The organism is Ruegeria sp. CH2 (assembly GCF_056537065.1).
Genome location: NZ_JBQFQV010000011.1, coordinates 18,333 through 37,909, shown reverse-complemented (window position 1 = coordinate 37,909; position 19,577 = coordinate 18,333). Strand labels below are relative to the sequence as shown.

At 57.0% G+C, this 19,577-nt stretch carries 15 protein-coding genes; 7 read left to right on the top strand and 8 right to left on the bottom strand.

Annotation, left to right across the window (positions count from 1 at the left end):
- Positions 1 to 17: 17 nt before the first annotated feature.
- On the top strand, positions 18 to 911 hold the full coding sequence (locus ACR0M9_RS14690; RefSeq protein WP_209599231.1) for a LysR family transcriptional regulator: 894 nt from the start codon (positions 18 to 20) through the stop codon (positions 909 to 911).
- A gap of 3 nt (positions 912 to 914) precedes the next feature.
- Here ACR0M9_RS14690 and ACR0M9_RS14685 read toward each other — a convergent pair whose 3' ends face one another.
- On the bottom strand, positions 915 to 1,442 hold the full coding sequence (locus ACR0M9_RS14685) for a redoxin domain-containing protein (RefSeq protein ID WP_480773956.1): 528 nt from the start codon (positions 1,440 to 1,442) through the stop codon (positions 915 to 917).
- Positions 1,443 to 1,533: 91 nt separating this feature from the next.
- Between ACR0M9_RS14685 and leuB the strand changes: the two genes are divergently transcribed.
- On the top strand, positions 1,534 to 2,637 hold the full coding sequence (leuB, locus tag ACR0M9_RS14680; protein ID WP_209507247.1) for a 3-isopropylmalate dehydrogenase: 1,104 nt from the start codon (positions 1,534 to 1,536) through the stop codon (positions 2,635 to 2,637).
- Positions 2,638 to 2,712: 75 nt separating this feature from the next.
- On the opposite strand, the gene ACR0M9_RS14675 is transcribed toward leuB, so the two are convergent.
- Positions 2,713 to 4,887: a transglycosylase domain-containing protein gene (locus ACR0M9_RS14675; protein WP_480773955.1), complete on the bottom strand. Its 2,175-nt coding sequence runs from the start codon at positions 4,885 to 4,887 to the stop codon at positions 2,713 to 2,715.
- Between the two features lie 258 nt (positions 4,888 to 5,145).
- Here ACR0M9_RS14675 and ACR0M9_RS14670 point away from each other — a divergent pair, with 258 nt between their 5' ends.
- Both ACR0M9_RS14670 and ACR0M9_RS14665 read left to right on the top strand, forming a co-directional pair.
- Positions 5,146 to 5,484, top strand: a complete 339-nt coding sequence (locus ACR0M9_RS14670; RefSeq protein ID WP_209507249.1) for a P-II family nitrogen regulator — start codon at positions 5,146 to 5,148, stop codon at positions 5,482 to 5,484.
- Between the two features lie 33 nt (positions 5,485 to 5,517).
- Entirely contained in the window at positions 5,518 to 6,843 is a 1,326-nt protein-coding gene (locus tag ACR0M9_RS14665) for an ammonium transporter (protein WP_480773954.1), read from the top strand.
- 71 nt (positions 6,844 to 6,914) lie between these two features.
- Here the strand turns inward: ACR0M9_RS14665 and ACR0M9_RS14660 are convergent, their stop codons facing one another.
- The 4 genes from ACR0M9_RS14660 to ACR0M9_RS14645 all read right to left on the bottom strand — a co-directional run bounded on the left by ACR0M9_RS14660 (position 6,915) and on the right by ACR0M9_RS14645 (position 9,876).
- Complete coding sequence (locus tag ACR0M9_RS14660; protein WP_480773953.1) at positions 6,915 to 8,099, bottom strand: amino acid aminotransferase; 1,185 nt, start codon at positions 8,097 to 8,099, stop codon at positions 6,915 to 6,917.
- Positions 8,099 to 8,953, bottom strand: coding sequence for a 3-mercaptopyruvate sulfurtransferase (sseA, locus tag ACR0M9_RS14655; protein WP_480773952.1), 855 nt, complete (start codon positions 8,951 to 8,953; stop codon positions 8,099 to 8,101). The genes ACR0M9_RS14660 and sseA overlap by 1 nt, the downstream gene beginning before the upstream one ends.
- A gap of 93 nt (positions 8,954 to 9,046) precedes the next feature.
- The gene (locus ACR0M9_RS14650) at positions 9,047 to 9,316 is read right to left on the bottom strand and encodes a CBU_0592 family membrane protein (RefSeq protein WP_480773951.1); all 270 of its coding nucleotides are present in this window, start codon (positions 9,314 to 9,316) and stop codon (positions 9,047 to 9,049) included.
- Positions 9,313 to 9,876 (bottom strand): helix-turn-helix domain-containing protein, encoded by a 564-nt coding sequence (locus tag ACR0M9_RS14645; protein ID WP_480773950.1) that lies wholly within the window; start codon positions 9,874 to 9,876, stop codon positions 9,313 to 9,315. Before ACR0M9_RS14645 ends, ACR0M9_RS14650 begins: the two co-directional genes overlap by 4 nt.
- 108 nt (positions 9,877 to 9,984) lie before the next feature.
- Between ACR0M9_RS14645 and ilvD the strand changes: the two genes are divergently transcribed.
- The gene (ilvD, locus tag ACR0M9_RS14640) at positions 9,985 to 11,817 is read left to right on the top strand and encodes a dihydroxy-acid dehydratase (RefSeq protein ID WP_480773949.1); all 1,833 of its coding nucleotides are present in this window, start codon (positions 9,985 to 9,987) and stop codon (positions 11,815 to 11,817) included.
- Positions 11,818 to 11,945: 128 nt separating this feature from the next.
- On the opposite strand, the gene ACR0M9_RS14635 is transcribed toward ilvD, so the two are convergent.
- A complete protein-coding gene (locus tag ACR0M9_RS14635) occupies positions 11,946 to 12,764 on the bottom strand; it encodes a sulfotransferase family protein (RefSeq protein WP_480483873.1) in 819 nt (272 codons plus the stop codon).
- Between the two features lie 143 nt (positions 12,765 to 12,907).
- Here ACR0M9_RS14635 and ACR0M9_RS14630 point away from each other — a divergent pair, with 143 nt between their 5' ends.
- Together ACR0M9_RS14630 and ACR0M9_RS14625 are read left to right on the top strand one after the other, a co-directional pair.
- Positions 12,908 to 14,485, top strand: a complete 1,578-nt coding sequence (locus ACR0M9_RS14630; RefSeq protein WP_480773948.1) for a DUF5928 domain-containing protein — start codon at positions 12,908 to 12,910, stop codon at positions 14,483 to 14,485.
- A gap of 316 nt (positions 14,486 to 14,801) precedes the next feature.
- Entirely contained in the window at positions 14,802 to 18,401 is a 3,600-nt protein-coding gene (locus ACR0M9_RS14625) for a flavoprotein (RefSeq protein ID WP_480773947.1), read from the top strand.
- On the opposite strand, the gene ACR0M9_RS14620 is transcribed toward ACR0M9_RS14625, so the two are convergent.
- Positions 18,398 to 19,561 carry a hypothetical protein gene (locus tag ACR0M9_RS14620; protein WP_480773946.1) on the bottom strand — a complete coding sequence of 388 codons (1,164 nt, stop codon included), beginning with the start codon at positions 19,559 to 19,561 and terminating at the stop codon, positions 18,398 to 18,400. The genes ACR0M9_RS14625 and ACR0M9_RS14620 overlap by 4 nt on opposite strands.
- Positions 19,562 to 19,577 lie beyond the last annotated feature (16 nt).

The window sequence follows — 19,577 nt, the reverse complement described above, 5'->3', positions numbered from 1 at the left end:
TGTGTATTCAATTATGAATGGATAAAGCACTGACGCATGCGGATTGGTCTCTGATCCAAAGCTTTCTGGCCGTGGCCGAAACAGGATCCCTGTCTGCCGCTGCTCGGCACCTTGATCGCAGCCAACCCACATTGGGGCGGCAAGTACAAAGCCTTGAGACCGAACTGGGCGTATCCTTGTTCGACCGCCACGCGCGCGGCCTGAAACTAAGCGTGGCAGGTTCCCAGCTCTTGCCGATGGCGCAGCAAATGCACAGCGCCATGACTGCCTTCAGCCTTGCCGCCGCAGGGCAGTCGCAGCAGCTTGAAGGCTCGGTCCGCATCACCGCTTCGGTCTTCGCGTCGCATCATCTGCTGCCTCCGATTCTGGCGAATATCCGAAGGCAGGAACCCGCCATTCAACTTGAGCTGGTCGCCACCGATACCACGGAAAACCTGTTATACCGCGAGGCAGATATTGCCGTTCGCATGTATCGCCCCGCGCAGATGGATATCATTTCGCGTTATCTGGGCGAGGTGCCGTTATGCTTTTGCGCGGCCAGGTCCTATCTCGACCGTAAGGGACGCCCCAAGACACCCGAGGAACTTTTTTCCCACGACCTTGTGGGGTTTGACGCCAATCAGGAAATCATCAAGGCCATGCGCGAAAAAGGATGGCCCGCAAGCCGCAACAGTTTTGCGACCCGCTGCGATCTGCAAAGCGCCTATTGGGAACTGATCCGCGCGGGATGCGGCATTGGCTTCAGTCAGGTCCAGATGGCCGAAGCCGACCCGGATGTCGAAATCTTGCCGCTGGATGTTGAAATCCCGGTTCTGCCCGTGTGGTTGGCTGCGCCGCAGGCCATGCGCCAGACCCCACGTATCCGCAGGGTCTGGGATTTGCTGGCAGAAGGGCTCAAGGCCAGCCTCTGAGGATCAAAGAGGGCCCGTATACGTTCCGCGCGCCGGGTAGTTATTGCCCAACGTGAACTTCAGACCACCCGCGATATCCGACATCGACGGGCGACCGAAAGGCGTGGTCTGTCGCCAAGCATAGTACAGCGTCCGGTCAGGTGCGATGTAGAAATGTCCGGGCTCTGCGAACAGGTCTGGTTCGGCACTGCCTTCGCGCTTGGTCGAGATGTTCAGCCCCCAACCCTCCCGTGCCTCAGACAGGGGCAGGCTGTGGCCTACACGCAGGCGGGAAACATTGGCTTTTGCTGCGGTTTCAGCGGCACGTTCGGCGGTATCGGTGGTGATCATGATAACCTCGACACCCAGCGCCGCGAAATCGTCCAGCGCCGCCTCGGCCTCGGTCATCTGCCTGATGCAGATCGGGCAATGCAATCCGCGATATTGAATCACCAGCGTTCCGTTTTCGCCCTTGTTGGTCTCGAGGTCGAAACTGCCATGGGCGACAGTTTCAATTTTCAGCGCAGGAACCAGATTTCCGGGTGTCAGCATGTGTTTTCCTTGTGTTTTGACAGGTCTGTCTCATTGACCCGATGCTGCGCAGACGCTAGGGCCTGTGCAACAAAACGCAAGGAGACCCTTCATGCCCAACCCCTCGCTCCTCATCCTGCCCGGAGACGGAATTGGCCCAGAAGTTATGGCCGAAGTGCGCAGAATCATCGATTGGTTCGGTGCCAATCGTGGTCTTCAATTTGACGTGAGCGAGGACCTGGTGGGTGGTGCCGCCTATGACGCCCACGGCAAGCCTCTGTCCGATGAGACCATGGCAAAGGCGCAAGAGGTTGACGCGGTTCTGCTGGGCGCCGTCGGCGGTCCGAAATACGACGATCTGGATTTCAGCCTGAAACCCGAACGTGGCCTGCTGCGCCTGCGTAAGGAAATGGACCTGTATTCGAACCTGCGCCCCGCGCAGTGTTTTGACGCGCTTGCCGATTTCTCTTCGCTGAAGAAAGACATCGTTGCCGGTCTGGATATCATGATCGTGCGCGAACTGACGTCGGGCGTCTATTTCGGTGAGCCGCGCGGCATCTTCGAGGAAGGCAACGAACGCGTCGGCATCAACACCCAGCGTTACACCGAATCCGAGATCGAACGCGCCGCGCGCTCGGCTTTTGAACTGGCAATGCGCCGCAACAAAAAGCTGTGCTCGATGGAAAAAGCCAACGTCATGGAATCGGGCATCCTGTGGCGCGAAGTCGTCACCCGCGTCGCAGCGGACTACCCCGAAGTTGAGCTGAGCCATATGTACGCTGACAACGGCGCGATGCAGCTTGTGCGCGCACCGAAACAGTTTGATGTGATCCTGACCGACAACCTGTTCGGTGACATCCTGTCCGACTGCGCCGCGATGCTGACCGGGTCGCTGGGCATGTTGCCTTCGGCCTCTCTGGGCGCGCCGATGGCTAATGGTCGGCCCAAGGCAATGTATGAACCCGTCCATGGCTCGGCCCCGGATATCGCCGGTCAGGGCAAAGCCAACCCGATCGCCTGTATCCTCAGCTTTGCTATGGCCCTGCGCTACAGCTTTGATCAGGGCGAAGAAGCGGATCGTCTGGAGGCCGCGATCGAGAAAGTACTGGCCGATGGTGTACGCACCGGCGACCTGCTTGCAGATGAGGGCGTTCAGCCCGTATCAACCACTGAAATGGGCGACGCGATCCTTGCGGCCTTGGATGCCAGCGTCTGAAACACGAAACAGCGAAATGACAAAAGGCGGTGCCCGATGCACCGCCTTTTTTCGTTTTTTCCCTCAGAGAAGGCTCTAGTTTCCACCGAAAATATTCTTCAGAAGATTGTTGATATCATCGGCAAAGCCTCCGCGCTTTCGGCGCGGTTGTGGCTGTGCGACCTGAACCGGCGGCGCTGGTGCCATCATCGGCAAGGGTGTCGGTGTCATCCCTTCGGTGACTCGCAGCATGGTTTCTCTCCAGATTTCCGCGGGCAAACCTCCACCGGTCACACCAGATAGGGGCGTGTTGTCGTCGTAGCCCATCCAAACGCCGGTTACGTAATCCGCAGTAAACCCGATGAACCATGCATCCCGCGCCGCCTGGGTTGTGCCCGTTTTGCCCGCCACCTGCCAGCCGGGCAACTTGGCCCGTCCACCTGTGCCCTCGGACACCACACGTTCCATCATCCATGTCAGCTGTTTGGCAGCCGCGTCGTTAATCACCCGTTCACCGATACCGGTTGTCGTAACCATGACAGGTGCTTCATCACCCAGTAGCTTCAACTCGGTCAGGCCATAAGGTTCAACGGCAGAGCCGCCGTTCAGAATACCTGCATAAGCCCCCGTCATCTCAATCAGCGTGCTTTCCGACGCGCCCAGCGCCAAGGCCGGACCTTGCGCCAGATCGCTGGCAATGCCAAAACCACTGGCCACGGTGCGGACGTTATCCAAACCCGAAATCTCGGCAACTTTCACCGCCGGAATATTCAGCGAGTTCTTCAACGCATCCGCCAGTGACACGCGCCCGTAGTACTTGTTGGTATAGTTCTTGGGGCACCATTGACCGGACCCGGGAATGTCCACGCAGTAAGGTTCATCCATCACCGTATCCAGCGGCGAATAGCCGAGTTCCAGCGCGGTGGCGTAGACAAAAGGTTTGAAGGACGAACCGGTTTGGCGCTTGGCGATGGTGGCCCGGTTGAACACCCCGGCAACCCGTGTTTCTCGGCCGCCGACCATGGCTCTTACCGCTCCGTCCGCGGACATAACCACGATGGCCGCCTGCGCCTTGGAGCCTTCGCGCACCTTTTCCTGAAAGATGAATTGCAAAGCCTCTTCCGCCGATCGCTGAATCCGCTGATCCAAAGTCGTCTGAATCACAACATCTTCGGTTGTGTTGTCGCCAAAATAACTGGGAAGTTCCGAAACAACCCAATCTGCGAAATAGCCGCCCGCTCGGGCAGCAGCCGCTTCAGACAGTTGCGCCGGGCGCGTACGCGCTTCGCTGGCTTGTGCGGCGGTCAGATATCCCTGATCCTCCATCAGACCGATAACCAGCCGCGCCCGATCCTGAGACCGTTGCAGGTTGTTGGTCGGCGCATAGCGTGTAGGCGCAACCAGCAGACCAGCCAGCATCGCGGCCTCTGCGGGCGAAACCTCGGCGGCAGATTTTCCAAAGTAGCGCTGGCTTGCGGCTTCGAACCCACGCGCGCCTGCGCCAAGAAAGGCGCGGTTCAGGTAGATCGTCAGGACCTCGTCCTTGGAGTATTTCACCTCCATTGCCAGCGCATAGACAGCCTCCTTGGCCTTGCGCCACAAGGAGCCCTGACGGCAGTCGGCCTCATACGCGGCCTCGGAATCCCAATCGCCGGGATCATAGGGAACACCCAGACACAGCAGTTTCGCGGTCTGTTGCGTGATCGTCGATCCGCCATGCCCGGACAAAGGCCCGCGGCCTTCTTTCAGGTTGATGCTGACCGCGCTGGCGACACCACGCGGGCTGACCCCGAAATGCCGGTAAAATCGTTTGTCTTCGGTTGCGACAACCGCGTTTTTCAGATGCGGAGACACGGTATCGGCCGTGATCACGCCACCAAACTGATCACCACGCCAGGCAAAGACCTTGCCGTCACGATCCAGCAAGGTCACGGACCCCCGCGCACGCCCATCCAGCAAGGCATCCACATCCGGCAACGTGGCGTAGACGATACCCACCGCCAGCGCGAGCAGCATGGCCGAAATCGCACCGACACGCCAGGTCAGGCCCCAGATCAGCCGCCAGATCCACCGGAACAAACGGCGAAAGATACCACCGCCTTTGCCCCCTGATGACTTGCGGGTTTTCCTGCGTGTGGTTTTGCGCGTGGCCGTTTTTCGCGCCGTCGATTTCTTGCCCGCCGCGCTTTTGGTCGCCGCCGGTTTTCGGCCCTTTGAAGGGTACCGTCTATCCGCGACCAATGTCGGCTTGCGGCGCTTGGACTCAGTCATGCTCAAACTCTGCCCGGTTATACTTTTTGGTCACCATACCTCGACAACCGCAGTATGTAGAGGTCCGAATTTCCGGAATTCCCCTCTCTATAGTGCTCAATTATTAGTCGCAACGGCTGTGTTGTGCAAAAATTGTGCAACTTCGCATTATTTTCCGACAGGTTTTGGCCCCGAAAGCGTTTCTTACTGCGCCGCGGCGCGCTTTTTTTCTGCAGGTGCAAACAAGCCGGTCCCACCGGACAATCAGAGGGGAAAGACGTGAAACTGATCATTGCGACAATCAAGCCGTTCAAGCTGGAGGAGGTGCGCGAAGCACTGACCGAGGCTGGCGTGCGCGGCATGATGGTAACCGAGATCAAGGGCTTCGGCTCACAGTCCGGTCACACCGAAATCTATCGTGGTGCCGAATATGCGGTGAACTTCGTGCCCAAGATCAAGCTTGAGATCGTGGTGCCTGCGACAATGGCCGACCAGATCGTCGAGACCATCACCAAAACCGCCAAAACCGGCAAGATCGGTGACGGCAAGATTTTTGTCCTCGATGTCGAACAGGCGATGCGTGTGCGTACCGGGGAAACCAACGAGGACGCGCTGTAAGTGCGCCCACTCACAATCATTCGAGGACTGACAATGAACCTGATGAAATCTCTCATCCCTGCCGCCGCCATTGTTGCGCTGCCGCAGATGGGTCTTGCGCAAGAGGCCGCCGCAACCGGCGAAGCGGCACTGCACACCCAGTATATCTTTACCACGCTGCTGTTTCTGATGGCGGGCTTTCTTGTTTTCTTCATGGCCGCAGGTTTCGCCATGCTGGAAGGCGGTCTGGTACGATCCAAGAACGTTGCCATGCAGATGATCAAGAACGTGGCATTGTTTTCATTTGCCGCAATCATGTACTGGCTGATCGGGTTCAACCTGATGTATCCCGGCGACGGTTGGTCCATCACGGGCTGGCTTGGCCCGTTCTTCTCGACCACAACGCTTGATGCGGTTGGTGTTGCGCCGGCGGATGCGGCACTGGACTATGCTTCGGTCGGTTCAGACTTCTTCTTCCAGCTTGTGTTCGTGGCCGCGACCGCATCCATCGTTTCCGGCGCCGTGGCGGAACGGATCAAGCTTTGGCCCTTTCTGATCTTCGTCATCGTGCTGACAGGCATCATGTACCCGATTTCCGGTTCATGGAAATGGGGTGGCGGCTGGCTGGATGCCAAGGGCTTCTCGGACTTTGCCGGTTCGACCATCGTACACTCGGTCGGTGGCTGGGCTGCGCTGGCAGGGGCCCTTATCCTGGGTCCGCGGATCGGCAAGTACAAAGATGGCAAAGTTCACCCAATGCCCGGCTCTAACCTGGCGCTGGCAACCCTGGGAACGTTCATCCTGTGGCTGGGTTGGTTCGGATTCAACGGCGGCTCGCAGCTGGCGATGGGAACAGTGGGTGATGTATCGGACGTGTCACGCACCTTTGCCAACACCAACATGGCGGCTGCTTCGGGCTCGGTTGCAGCGCTGATCCTGACTCAGGTTCTGTACAGGAAGCCCGACCTGACGATGGTGCTGAACGGCGCGCTGGCGGGTCTGGTCTCGATCACGGCCGAACCGCTGGCCCCAACCCTGTTCGGTGCCCTGTGGATCGGTGCCGTGGGTGGTATTATCGTGGTCTTCGCGGTCCCGATGCTGGACAAGCTCAAGATCGATGATGTTGTCGGTGCCATCCCGGTTCACCTGTTCTGTGGCATCTGGGGCACCATCGCCGTCATTTTCTACGGTGACGCGAGCCTGGGCTCGCAGCTTCTGGGCATCGTCGCATACGGCGTTTTCACCTTTGTCGGCGCACTGATCCTGTGGGCGATCCTGAAATCCACCGTCGGCATCCGTGTCAGCGAAGAGGATGAGATCAACGGCCTCGACATGGCTGAACTGGGAATGGAAGCATACCCCGAATTCTCGAAAGGCTAAGCCTTGCCTTCACCTGACAAAAAACCCGGGCGTTCGCGCCCGGGTTTTCGTTTCAAATGTCGCGTCTGCGTCTACACCCCAACATCCACTATTGCTTTGGCCAAAATCGGCACAGTCGCTGCGTTCAGCCCGGCAATGTTCAGGCGACTGTCGCCGACCATGTAGATACCGTGTTCAACGCGCAGTTTCTCGACCAGTTCCGGGGCCGCACCCAAGCGCGAGAACATGCCGCGGTGCTGGGCGATGAACCCAAACCGGTCGGATCCGGCCAGACGCTGCAACTCGTCAGCCAGTTGCTGGCGCAGGCCCAGCATGGACAGGCGAACCTCTTCCAGCTCAGTTGCCCAGTCTGCCCGCAACGCCTCATCCATAAGAATGGTCGTCACCACGCGCGCGCCGTGATCCGGCGGGAAGGAGTAGTTCTGGCGATTCAAAAACGCCAGAGTGGCCTGATTCAACGCCGTTTCAGCCGCGTTGTCACTGACGGCCATCAGCAACCCGGTGCGCTCGCGATAGACGCCGAAGTTTTTGGAACATGACGCCGCAATCAGACATTCCTTTACCGATGAGGCCACCAGCCGCACGCCTTGCGCATCCTCTTCCAGACCGTCACCAAACCCCTGATAGGCAATGTCGATCATCGCAACGAGGCCCAGCGCATTGATCAGGTTCACAACCTCCTGCCATTGCACCATGTTCAGATTGGCACCGGTCGGATTGTGGCAGCAGCCATGCAGCAAAACCACGTCACCCGCTTTGGCGGATTTCAGGTCTGCGATCATCCCATCGAAATCGACGCCCCGGGTCTCTTCATCGAAGTAACGATACTGAACGGTTTCCATCCCCAGGTAATTCAGGATCGACAGATGGTTGGGCCAGGTCGGGCTCGACACAAACACACGTGCCGAAGGGTTCGCCATCCGGATCAACTCGAACGCCTGACGGCAGGCGCCGGTGCCTCCGGGTGTCGCCACTGCGGCGATGTTGCCACGCGGCACCGAAGTACCCAAAATCAATCCGATCATCGCATCCGCATAGGCCGGATCACCGGCCAGACCGGTATAGGCCTTGGTTTCCTGTTCTTCCCAGATGCGCTGTTCGGCGGCTTTCACCGCGCGCATCACCGGCGTCACGCCTTCGGCATTCTTGTAAACACCAACACCCAGATCGATCTTCTGATCACGCGGGTCTTCGCGGTACATCTGCATCAGCGCCAGAATCTTGTCGGCGGGCTGCGGTTTCAGGTTCTCGAACATCAGTTCTCTCCGGTTGCGACGGGCAGGGTCGGGAAGGCACCCCATTCAGCCCAGGAGCCGTCATAAAGCGAGTGGTCTTTCTTGCCCATGCGTTCCAACGCAAGGCTGAGAATCGCGGCCGTGACGCCAGACCCACAAGAGGTGATCGCCGGTTTCGACAGATCGACACCTGCAGCCTCGAATATGGCGCGGCAGTCCTCGGGCGACTTCATTGTTCCGTTGGCGTTCAACAACTGCCCAAAGGGCACATTCCGCGAGCCGGGAATATGGCCCGAACGCAGCCCTTCGCGCGGCTCGGGTGCGGTTCCGGCAAACCGGTCGGCCGAGCGGGCATCGATGATCTCGTGATCTGCCAGCTTGGCGGCGGCGGAAACTTGCGTGACGTCCCGGACAAGCTGGTTTTGCACGCGAACAGTCATATGGCGGTCGCGAATGACCGGAGGCAGATCCTCGATCTCGCGCCCCTCGGCCTGCCATTTTGGCAACCCCCCATCCAGAACCGCGATGTTTTCCTGCCCCATAAGACGGAACAGCCACCATACGCGCGCTGCGGACATCAGCCCGGCACCATCATAAATCACAACCTGATGACCATCACCGACACCCATGGCGCGCAGTCGTGACATGAATTTTTCGACCGGCGGCGCCATATGAGGCAGGTCGGAACGGTGATCTGATATCTCATCAATATCGAAGAACCGTGCTCCGGGGATATGCCCGGCATCATATTCGGCCTTGGCATCACGGTTTTGCGCGGGCAAATACCACGACCCGTCCAGAATCCGCAGATCCGGGTCTTTCATATGCGCGGCCAACCATTCGGTGGATACGAGGGTTTTCGGATCGTCCTGCATCAAAGCCTCCCCTAAGCGAGCTTGGGGTTTCCCTATACCCCGTGGCATGGGCGTTCAAGGCTGGATAGCGCTAGCGCTTGTGAACCTCTCGATTTATCGCGCCTTGCGCAGGCGTAAATGCTGGATGATGCCGATGATGCTGATCACAATCCAGAAGCCTTCGATCAGCATCGAGGCCAGATTGAAATTCTCAAGCAGCGAAAAGACGATCAGGACAGACCCCAGCAGGTTGATCACCGGAAAGGCCAGATCATCGGAATTCATCATCCGCATCTGCGTCGCGAAATACGCGGCCACCACGATCAGCGCCCCGAATGAGCCGATGGCATCCACGATGGTAAGAGTGTCAAAAATGGCAGTCATGAAGGTGCCTTACCAATTTCAGGAGTTTCTGTGTGTTGGGCATAGTGATGCATATTCAGAAACGCAGCCCCCTGCGAACCGGCGCGATATCCGTGCGGCAGGTCCGCAGCAAAGCGCAACCCCTGCCCGGCCTGCAAGGGAACCCATTCCTCGCCACGCAGGATTTCCAAAGTACCGCTGAGGACAAACACTTCCTCGGTCACCCCGGCGGCATGAGCCGGGGATTCGTGGCTTTGGTTTGCGTCAAGGTTCACGTGAAAGGTTTCGGCACCCAGTGCGGGATCGAAGGGAAAGACGATCTTGACCTCGATACTGCCGGGAAAGGTTACGGTCTGAAAGACCGATGGATCGCCCAGCGTCGTGTCGATCAGCCCGCTGAGCGGTATTTGAAAACCCTTGGCGATTTTCCAAAGCGTGGCGATCGTTGGGCTCGATTCGCCGCGCTCAATCTGACCCAGCATGGCTTTGCTGACCCCGGTCATCTCGGCGACTTTGGACAGGCTCAACCCCGAGGCTGTCCGCACATCCCGTAATTTCAGCGTAATGTCGTCCATAGCCATACCCGCGCCCTGCGATTTACCTTGTACGTTATAACGCACATGTGCTACGTGCGCTATAACGTACGAACCCCGAATTATGCAACCCGAGGCAACAGGGAAAACAGCATCATGCCATTGTACCGATCCAGAACCTCTACCCATGGCCGCAACATGGCTGGCGCACGTGGCCTTTGGCGGGCCACAGGCATGGGTGACGACGATTTCGGCAAACCGATCATCGCCATCGTCAACTCGTTCACGCAGTTTGTGCCGGGTCACGTGCATCTGAAGGACCTGGGCCAGATGGTCGCGCGCGAGGTCGAAGCAGCAGGTGGTGTGGCAAAAGAGTTCAACACGATCGCCGTGGATGACGGTATCGCCATGGGCCATGACGGAATGCTGTATTCGCTGCCCTCACGCGAAGTGATTGCGGATTCGGTTGAATATATGGTCAACGCCCATTGTGCGGACGCGATGGTGTGCATTTCGAACTGCGACAAGATCACTCCCGGCATGCTGATGGCCGCCATGCGCCTGAACATCCCTGCCATATTTGTCTCGGGCGGGCCGATGGAGGCCGGCAAGATCGATATCGCAGATCTGGATGCCAAGAAAATCGACCTCGTCGACGCCATGGTCGCCGCGGCGGACGACAAATTCACCGACGAACAGGTTCAACACATCGAAGAAAACGCCTGCCCCACCTGCGGCTCATGCTCGGGCATGTTCACCGCGAATTCGATGAACTGTCTGGCCGAAGCGTTGGGTCTGGCCCTGCCGGGTAACGGCTCGACTCTGGCGACGCACGCAGACCGCAAAGAACTGTTCCTTGAGGCTGGCCGCCGCATCGTCGAGATCACCAAGCGCCATTACGATCTGGACGAAAAAGGCTTTCTGCCCCGTGAGATTGCCACCTTTGATGCGTTCGAAAATGCCATGAGCCTTGATATCGCCATGGGTGGATCAACCAACACGGTGCTGCACCTGCTGGCCATCGCACATGAGGGCGAGGTTGACTTCACCATGGCCGATATGGACCGCCTCAGCCGTCGCGTTCCCTGCCTCTGCAAAGTCGCACCGAACACCGAGAATGTGCATATGGAAGACGTCCACCGTGCCGGTGGTATCTTCTCGATCCTGGGTGAGCTCAGCCGTGCGGGCCTGCTGCACAACGAATGCAGCACGGTGCATTCGGCCACGATGGGCGAGGCGATTGCCAACTGGGACATCACCATCGCCAACAACCCCAAGGCACAGGAGCTGTTCAAGGCCGCCCCCGGCGGTGTGCGCACCACACAGGCGTTCAGCCAGTCGAACCGGTTCAAGGAACTGGACACCGATCGTAAGGGTGGCGTGATCCGGTCCAAGGAACACGCGTTCAGTCAGGACGGCGGTCTGGCGGTTCTGTTCGGCAACATCGCACGTGACGGCTGTATCGTGAAAACCGCTGGTGTGGATGCCAATATCCTGCAATTCACCGGCTCGGCTTATGTATGCGAAAGCCAGGATCAGGCGGTCAGCGACATCCTGACCGGCAAGGTGAAAGAGGGCGATGTTGTGGTGATCCGCTATGAAGGCCCGCGTGGCGGTCCGGGGATGCAGGAAATGCTGTACCCGACATCCTACCTGAAATCGAAGGGGCTTGGCAAAGCCTGCGCCTTGCTGACCGACGGGCGGTTTTCGGGCGGCACGTCCGGTCTGTCGATCGGCCATGTCTCGCCCGAGGCGGCCGAAGGCGGTGAGATTGGTTTGGTCCAGAATGGCGACACAATTGAAATCGACATCCCCAACCGCTCGATCCATCTGGCCGTCTCAGATGAAGAGCTCGCCGCCCGGCGCGAAGCACAGGACGCAAAGGGCTGGGTGCCTGCTGCGCCGCGCAAACGCAAGGTGTCTACTGCGCTTAAGGCCTATGCCAAGCTGACCACCAGCGCGGCAAAAGGAGCCGTGCGTCAGGTCTAAACCTATGCATTATCGGTCTGCTGACGTGGCGGACCGGTAAGCCGATCATCCACAGGCGCTCTCGGACCCAACCAGAGCAGGTGTTTCGCAAGAAACGTTTACGATGGATGGGGCATCCTGCCTTAAGATCAATCGCCCAGCTTGGCGTGAATTTCGTCCAGATCGATTTCGCCAATCGGCATCTTGTTTGCCGGGTTTTCGAAATCGTATTTGAACAACTCGAAATCCTGCTTGTAGATTTCATAGACCAGATGCATCGACAGGTCGTCGAAATAGTCCTCAACCGGATGTGCGCGCTTGGGTCCATGGCCTTCGGATTCGTTGAATCGGGGTATTTCGGACAGCGAAACTGAATGCTTCAGCTTGGTATTATCCAGAACCCCCTGCATCCCATCGTTGAACGCTTCGGTCCAGAAGATCCGATCATAACGACCGCCGTTCACGATGAAGGTCGACACGTGACCAGACATGGCCGACCAGTGAATGTCCGGGTCCATCGGGCGTCGCCAGCGGATGGTATCCCGCGCAAACAGCAGGAACCGGCGAAAGCTGGCGATTTGGTCAAACTCTCCCTTGCCATCGTCACCGCCCACCTCGATCCCGTAATTGTAGATCAGCGTTGGCACCAGATTGCCACGATACCGTTTGCCGTTGCGCTGGATCCCGCAGATCTTGTCGAAAAACGAGCTCAGAATACGCGTGTATGGGTTGCGCACACAGGTAAAGGAATACGAGGCATGATCGCGCACATTTTTGGAAATCAGATCCTGGCTCTGATCAAAGGCCCATTTGTGCATACCATCCTCGGCGTCATGGATGTCACCGTCAAAGAACTGGCCGTGATCCGAATAATACATGATCTGCCCAATGGTCGAGCAGGCGCATTTGGGCACGACGCGGTACACCATGCTTTCGCTCTCGGTCATCCAGGTACCGGGAAAACCCATCTGCTGTGCCTCCTACGCTGGTCTGGTCTCAAACCGATATGCCCGCTTTTGATAACAAGGAACCAAAATTATTCTGTTTATTCAATCGCTCATCCTCAGTATCACGGTTGAAACCGGGCAGAAACGGAAATTAGCTAACCTCGATGGCGAAGATTGCTTATATATTGCTATGCCATAAGGACCCTGATGCAATCATTGCACAGGCTGAACAGCTGACCGCTGCGGGCGATTGCATGGCTATCCACTTTGACGCCCGTGCCAGCGTCGAAGCCTACGGGCGCATTCGTTCCGCGCTGGATCAAAATCCGAACGTGACCTTTGCAAAAAGGCGTATCAAATGCGGCTGGGGAGAATGGTCGCTGGTGCAGGCCACGCTGAACGCCTTGCAGGCCGCCGTCGAAACCTTCCCCCGCGCCACGCATTTTTACATGCTGTCCGGTGATTGCATGGCGATCAAAACGGCAGAATACACCCATCGATTTCTGGATGATCACGACAAGGATTTCATCGAAAGCCACGACTTTTTCGAAAGCGACTGGATCAAGACCGGCATGAAAGAAGACCGGCTGATCTATCGCCATTATTTCAATGAACGCACCCAGCCGAAACTGTTCTACGCTGCCTATGAAACGCAGAAGCGTTTCGGGCTGACGCGGCGAATTCCCGAAGACCTTCAGGTTATGATAGGCAGCCAATGGTGGTGTCTGCGCCGCCGAACGGTCGAGATGATTCTGGACTTCCTGCGACAGCGCAGGGACGTGATCCGGTTTTTTGCGACCACCTGGATACCCGATGAAACCTTCTTTCAAACGCTGGTACGCCATCTGATCCCGAAGGGTGAGATCGAAAACCGTACTCCGACATTTCTGATGTTTTCGGATTATGGAATGCCCGTCACGTTCTACAACGATCACTATGACATGCTTCTGGGTCAGGACTATTTGTTTGCCCGCAAGATCAGCCCAGAGGCGCATGAGCTGAAAGAGCGTCTCGGCTCACTTTACGCGAGTGAGGGCATCGACTTTTCCATCTCGAACGAGGGGCGCAGTCTGTATGCGTTTCTGGCCGGCCGGGGGCGCATCGGGCGCCGGTTCGGGCAACGTTTCTGGGAGGCCGGAAGTGTTCTGGGCCCCGACCGAGAGCTGTTTGTGATCGTGTGCAAGAAGTGGCATGTCGCCAAAAGGCTGGTCGATCAGATCGCGTCTGAAACAGATATCCCCTGCGTCGAATACCTGTTTAACGAAGAGGAAACTCAACTGCCTGATCTGGGCGGTATTGAAACGACGCTGACCAAGCGCTCGCGCCATCGGCGGGCCGTTGTACGAATGCTTTTCGAAAGTTTCGGATCAAACCAGTTGGTTCTGTGCCTCGACCCGGCCAATCTGGACGTAGTTCAGGATTTCAGCGGTGATCAGGCCAAAACCCATGTGCTTGAGATCGAATGCGAATATTCGGACGAATACCTGATCGGACATGCGCGCCGCGTCGGCTTGGCGGGGGACAACAGCCCGGTCGAGACTGTTTCCCATCTGCTGCCGACACTTCGCAACGATCTGAGTTACGAGTCCCAACAAATCCGCGCCGCCGGTTTGGACAATTACCTGCGACTGCGGGAAACCGCCCAGCGCGCCGAAAACGTAGCTGTCATATCCGAATTTCTAGGGGTGGACGAAGAAAAGGCCAGCGCGGTGATGCGGCTGGACTACCTGTTCGCCGATTAAACGGAAGATCAGCCAGAAATCCGACAGCTTTCCGGCCCCTTTCGGTGCATAGGGTGCACCGCATATTTGCCTGCCGGAGCGGACGGCCTAAACCCAACATCACTGCCATCGTGATTTTTATTCAAAAATCGGATACTGTGCAGCCAATTGGGCCAATTTGCTTATACTTTTTCTTTGGCAGGCCGGCCCTGGCCAGTGACAGGCAAAAACAGACCCGCCCTTAATTCAGAATGACGGGTATCTGCACATCGCAAAACCCGAAAGCCCCGGCTGGCCGCACTTAGACATTTGAAACGCAACTCCGGGGGGAACAGTTGTGCTTATAGATCAAATTGAAACGTCCAGATCATATATCCCAAATGACGCAGACTGGAACCTGATATACAATGTTCTGCCGGGCGAGGCCAAGATTGCCGACCCGTCAGTCATTAACCCTCATTTCGAATGTATCGAGGTGACCGACAACACGGTTCTGCCAGCAAGCGGCATGTATGTTGTTCTGCGCGGTGTGGTTCAGCTGCGGCAGAATGGAAATCCTTTGGCCAGCGCGGATGTCGGTGACTATTTCTATGAAGAGCACCTTCAGATATCGGACATTCCCGTCAGCCTCGAAGCGCTTGCGCTGGACGGATCGCGGGTGGCCTTTCTGTCCAGCGAGAACTGGCGTCAGATACCAGAGGAAATCCGGCAACCCTGCTTCGCCACGATGTTCGGCGATCTGGTCAGTGTTCAATTGCAGAATTTCCAGCAGCCGATCAATTGTTGCAGCGTGACGGCTGCCGCCCTCAGCATGTCCGCGTTGGGCTTCAGTTGCGAAGTGAACGACATTTTCCGTGAATGCGCGCTGCCTTCGTCTTTCGTCGTCAATGACGGTATCTCACTGGGTGAGCTGTTTGACGTCGCGTGTACCTACATTCATTCGCAGGGCCTGCGGGACAGGGTTCAGGTTCAGGCCTATTTCATGGACGAGGACACGACAAACGTGCAGCTGTTGCTGGATGCGATTGACGAATCCAACCGGCTGGGTGGTGACAACGATATTCTGGTGGCGAATTTTCAGGTCGGCGTCGCCCATGGCAAAGCGAATATGCCGGGCGGGCATTTTGCCGTCATCGCCAAGTGCAACCCAAGCACTGGGCTGGTGCACATGATGGACGTACATCCTGAGAAATACGGCAAGCTTTGGGTTACAACCGCAGACCGGCTTTGGAAGGCGATGTCGGACCGTGATGGAACCTCGATGCGGTCGCGTGGTATTTTGCGCTTCTCGGCGCGTGCCGCGGTCAAGACGCATCTGAAGACATTCAGGCAACGATGCAACTATGTCGACAGCACACTCTATCTGGCGAAAGACCCCAAGAAACGGCGCAACCTGTTCCGCCGCGCCACTCCGAACATGAACTCCTTGGGGGTATTGGTGGAAAGCCTCGCCATTCACGGCGACGACAAGGTAGACGAAGACGAGCTGCTGCGGGCCACCGAAGCCTCTTTCACGGATGTTGTCTCACGGGTGGCCACGGCCGCGGACATGCACGACATGGCCCAGAAATACCTGAACGGGTCCGAAAACGTGCACCTGAGCAGTTCACTTCGCAGTTTCGGAACGCGCGAGGACACATCGATCGATACCCCCGAAGACTGGTTCAAGATGCAACTTCAGGGCCTGGACGCCATTACGGACCGTCACCTGATGATCAATATCGACTTTAATCGGGTCACCGGGATCGAAGCCATCCGCCCACCAGTAAACGTTTACCGGGAAACCGCGTTGCTCGAAGAATTCTGGTGCCTCTGTATCGCATATGATGAAGCAACCGACCTTGTGACGATCGTCGACATGAGCCCCGCAACGTCACAGGTCTGGCAAGCCCCTCGCGGCAACATCTTCCGCGGGCTGCGCGATCTGGAAAACCCGGCGTTGCTGGTGATCGAAACGGTTGAGCCGCCCGAAGACCCCGGAGATGTCACCAGCATTATCCGGAACAACCCCATGGTTCTGTTTTATGAAGATGAAGACCCATGGTCCTACATGCTCAGAAGTGTTCTTTCGAACATCGGTGCGACCAGCGTAAAGCAGGTAGATGTGGGCGGTCGCGACCCCAACGCGATAAAGATGCGACGTCAGCTGATATCTTTAGGTGAAAAACCCAAAGTTCCCTACCTGTTTTTCCAAGGCCAATGCATCAGCAAAGGCGAAAAGCTGGAAGACATTGTGGACATGATCAAGGCGGGTCACCTTCAGGACCGCATGATCGAAGCGGGTCTTCCCGTTTCCAAGCTTGAAGAGACGCCCAGCCTGAACAAGAACATGTTCGGCTATCCCAAAGGTGTGATGAACCAGGTAAGCAGCGGCAAACGCAACGTGCTGCTTTGTGCCTGCGGATCATCAGCGGCAGACAAGATCCCCGAACTGGTTGAGCGCATCGTCGACGCCGGACACAATGTCAAACTGATCCCTTCCACTTCGGCCGAGAAGTTCTTTCGGGACTTCGGCGCTGAACGGATCGACGCCAAGATCACCCATAACGACTACTACCGCGACGATGATGAATGGAACTTCCGTTACATGGAATTCGACATGCCGGTGCGAGCGTCTCATCTGGCGCTATGCGACTGGGCCGATTGCGTGATCGTCGCTCCTATCACCTGCAACACCATGGGCAAAGTGGCAAACGGGATCGCCGATAACCTTCTGACCTCGGTCTTTGTGGCGTGGCAGTACCAGAAGAAGCCCGTGATCCTGTGCCCGGCCTGTAACACGAATATGTGGAACAACATCACCACCCAGAACAATGTCGCAAGACTGAAGACGCTGGGCATTGATTTCATAGGTCCCCGGGAAGGCCGGCTGTCAAACGGTCGGATGGGGATTGGCATGATGGCCACACCTGACCAGATCATGGAAGCATTGGGCGAAGCGTTCGAAGAACTGGACGACCAAAAATACCGCGTGTGCAAATGGGCCCGAGAGGCTGCCGCCGCTGATGATATCAATGAATGGAAACGTGTGTTCCGCGCCATCGATGAAGGTGTCGTGGGCATCAATATCGTGGACGAGGCCCACGGCGATTCATTGCTGCATTATGCGGCCGGTGGCGAAGGAGAGTTGAACGAAGGCGGTCACGATCTGGGCAAGCCAGACTATGAAGCGGCACAGGATTTGATTGACCGCGATATCGACGTCAATATCGTCAACGATCACGGTTTCACGGCATTGCATGTGGCTGTGATGAACAAAGCCCCAAGGATGGTCGACATCCTGTTGCGCGCCAAAGGCATGGATGCAACCTCGTGCATTGAATTTGTTCAGGGCGTGGATATCGCACCCGAAATCCGGACCATGCTGGATGCTTGGGCGCAGGATCACAATCTTAAGATAAAAGATGCGGAACAGGGACGTGACGAAACCTTTATTGCCGTTCAGGAACCCACCTATCTGTATTTCACATACGGCTCCCTGAAACAGGGGTTCCCGAACCATGAGGCTCACAGCCGGGTCTTGAATGACTTTGTCGGGCCTGCCCGCACGCGGCAACCAATGCCGCTGATCGTTCCAAATGAACCCTTCTGCGACAATCCGAACTGTGGCTTCCTGCACCGAATGGCGACCCTTGTCGATCAGCAGGGCATGGGCAAACAAGTAAGCGGAGAGGTTTACCGAGTGACGGAATCGGGCCTGCACGAACTGGACAAACTGGAAGGTTATCATGGTCCGGGCTCGTCCAAGAACGTCTATATCCGCAAAAAGATCAACGTGATCTTGGATGGCGTGATGAAACCCGCCTACGCCTATGTGATCGCCGATCCTGAAAAGTACATGCAAAACTGGCGTGACGGCAAATCAGATGTCATCAGCGACTACACGCTGGATATGGCGCAGGGTGAACCCAAGCCCGGATTCGAGCCGGCTATCTAGTTTTCCACTGTGCTGACTGGTGGCGGTTTCGGGCTTTCCTTGGAACTGAGATTATAGGCCGTGATCACCACCATACAAAGCAGGACGAACGGCCAGAACCCGGCCTTGGGAATAAGGTTGTCCCGATAGTGGATGATCCGCAACGACGTCTCAACGTCAGACGCAAACAGGTATGTATTGACCGAAACTGCCAGCAGCATGAAGTACATCAGGAAAAAGAACGACTCCATATAGATCACAGGAGAACCTGCGAACCCTTCACGCAGCTGCACATGGGCCAACAGGATCACGAAAAACAGAACCGAGCAGGTTCCGATTACACTGGACGTGCTGAAGTCATGCCGATCGGCCAGCCCCTCGCGGCGCGTGACGGTCATCAGCGCCCCAAACAGCAGCATTGTCACGACAAGCAGCGGGACCATGTGCACGATGAACGCGTTTGCGAAATTGCGTTTGATGACAAAGTTATAATGCAGCTCGGGCATGTTGGTTTGATAGGCGTTCTGAGCGATGCCCAACGTCGTATCCAGGCTTGACAACTTATAGTCGAAATAGGTGTTCTCACGTTCCCACGTACCCATCACGATCTGACTGTCGATGCCGAAAATATCATCCGGACCGGTCGCGGAATAAGCCTCAAAGTCAGGAACCAGCGCAACATTGATGTCAAAAGATGCGGGCCAGAAGCGCACCCAGACCGTTTTGTGATCAAAGGGGTAGCGGGTGTAGTCAAAACTCTGCCGAAGGGTTTGTTCAAAATACCACCCGATCAGCAACCCATCTTGTTGCGGCAGCCGATAGGCCTCTTCGATCAGGCCGTTTGCTGTATCGACCGCTTCCGGCAGAAGAAAACCGATCTCACCCTCGGCCGGACGGATCTCATCATGAACACCTGTGATGTAGCGCTGCCAGACGTAACCGGTGACCTGCACGTCGCTGGCACCAAGAAAGCTGAATGATTTTAAGAAGATCCCCGTTTTAACGCGGTAATCTGGTGCTGAGTCCAGCTCATCCAGAAAGGCATCCACCGATGCCTGATCCGGAAGCTGCGTTGGATCCCCCTCAAAATGGTTCAAGTCGATCCAAAGCCTGAGCAACAGACCGGCGAGCCCAAGGGTCAGCAAGCCAGAAATCAGCCACACCTTTCTTTCTACACTCATTCAGCCTCCTGCGGTG

What these genes read in the sequence shown, in the direction of transcription:
- ACR0M9_RS14690 (WP_209599231.1), top strand. Translation starts at nt 18, where the DNA reads ATGGATAAAGCACTGACGCATGCGGATTGGTCTCTGATCCAAAGCTTT.
- ACR0M9_RS14685 (WP_480773956.1), bottom strand. Translation starts at nt 1,442, where the DNA reads ATGCTGACACCCGGAAATCTGGTTCCTGCGCTGAAAATTGAAACTGTC.
- leuB (WP_209507247.1), top strand. Translation starts at nt 1,534, where the DNA reads ATGCCCAACCCCTCGCTCCTCATCCTGCCCGGAGACGGAATTGGCCCA.
- ACR0M9_RS14675 (WP_480773955.1), bottom strand. Translation starts at nt 4,887, where the DNA reads ATGACTGAGTCCAAGCGCCGCAAGCCGACATTGGTCGCGGATAGACGG.
- ACR0M9_RS14665 (WP_480773954.1), top strand. Translation starts at nt 5,518, where the DNA reads ATGAACCTGATGAAATCTCTCATCCCTGCCGCCGCCATTGTTGCGCTG.
- ACR0M9_RS14660 (WP_480773953.1), bottom strand. Translation starts at nt 8,099, where the DNA reads ATGTTCGAGAACCTGAAACCGCAGCCCGCCGACAAGATTCTGGCGCTG.
- sseA (WP_480773952.1), bottom strand. Translation starts at nt 8,953, where the DNA reads ATGCAGGACGATCCGAAAACCCTCGTATCCACCGAATGGTTGGCCGCG.
- ACR0M9_RS14650 (WP_480773951.1), bottom strand. Translation starts at nt 9,316, where the DNA reads ATGACTGCCATTTTTGACACTCTTACCATCGTGGATGCCATCGGCTCA.
- ACR0M9_RS14645 (WP_480773950.1), bottom strand. Translation starts at nt 9,876, where the DNA reads ATGGCTATGGACGACATTACGCTGAAATTACGGGATGTGCGGACAGCC.
- ilvD (WP_480773949.1), top strand. Translation starts at nt 9,985, where the DNA reads ATGCCATTGTACCGATCCAGAACCTCTACCCATGGCCGCAACATGGCT.
- ACR0M9_RS14635 (WP_480483873.1), bottom strand. Translation starts at nt 12,764, where the DNA reads ATGGGTTTTCCCGGTACCTGGATGACCGAGAGCGAAAGCATGGTGTAC.
- ACR0M9_RS14630 (WP_480773948.1), top strand. Translation starts at nt 12,908, where the DNA reads ATGGCGAAGATTGCTTATATATTGCTATGCCATAAGGACCCTGATGCA.
- ACR0M9_RS14620 (WP_480773946.1), bottom strand. Translation starts at nt 19,561, where the DNA reads ATGAGTGTAGAAAGAAAGGTGTGGCTGATTTCTGGCTTGCTGACCCTT.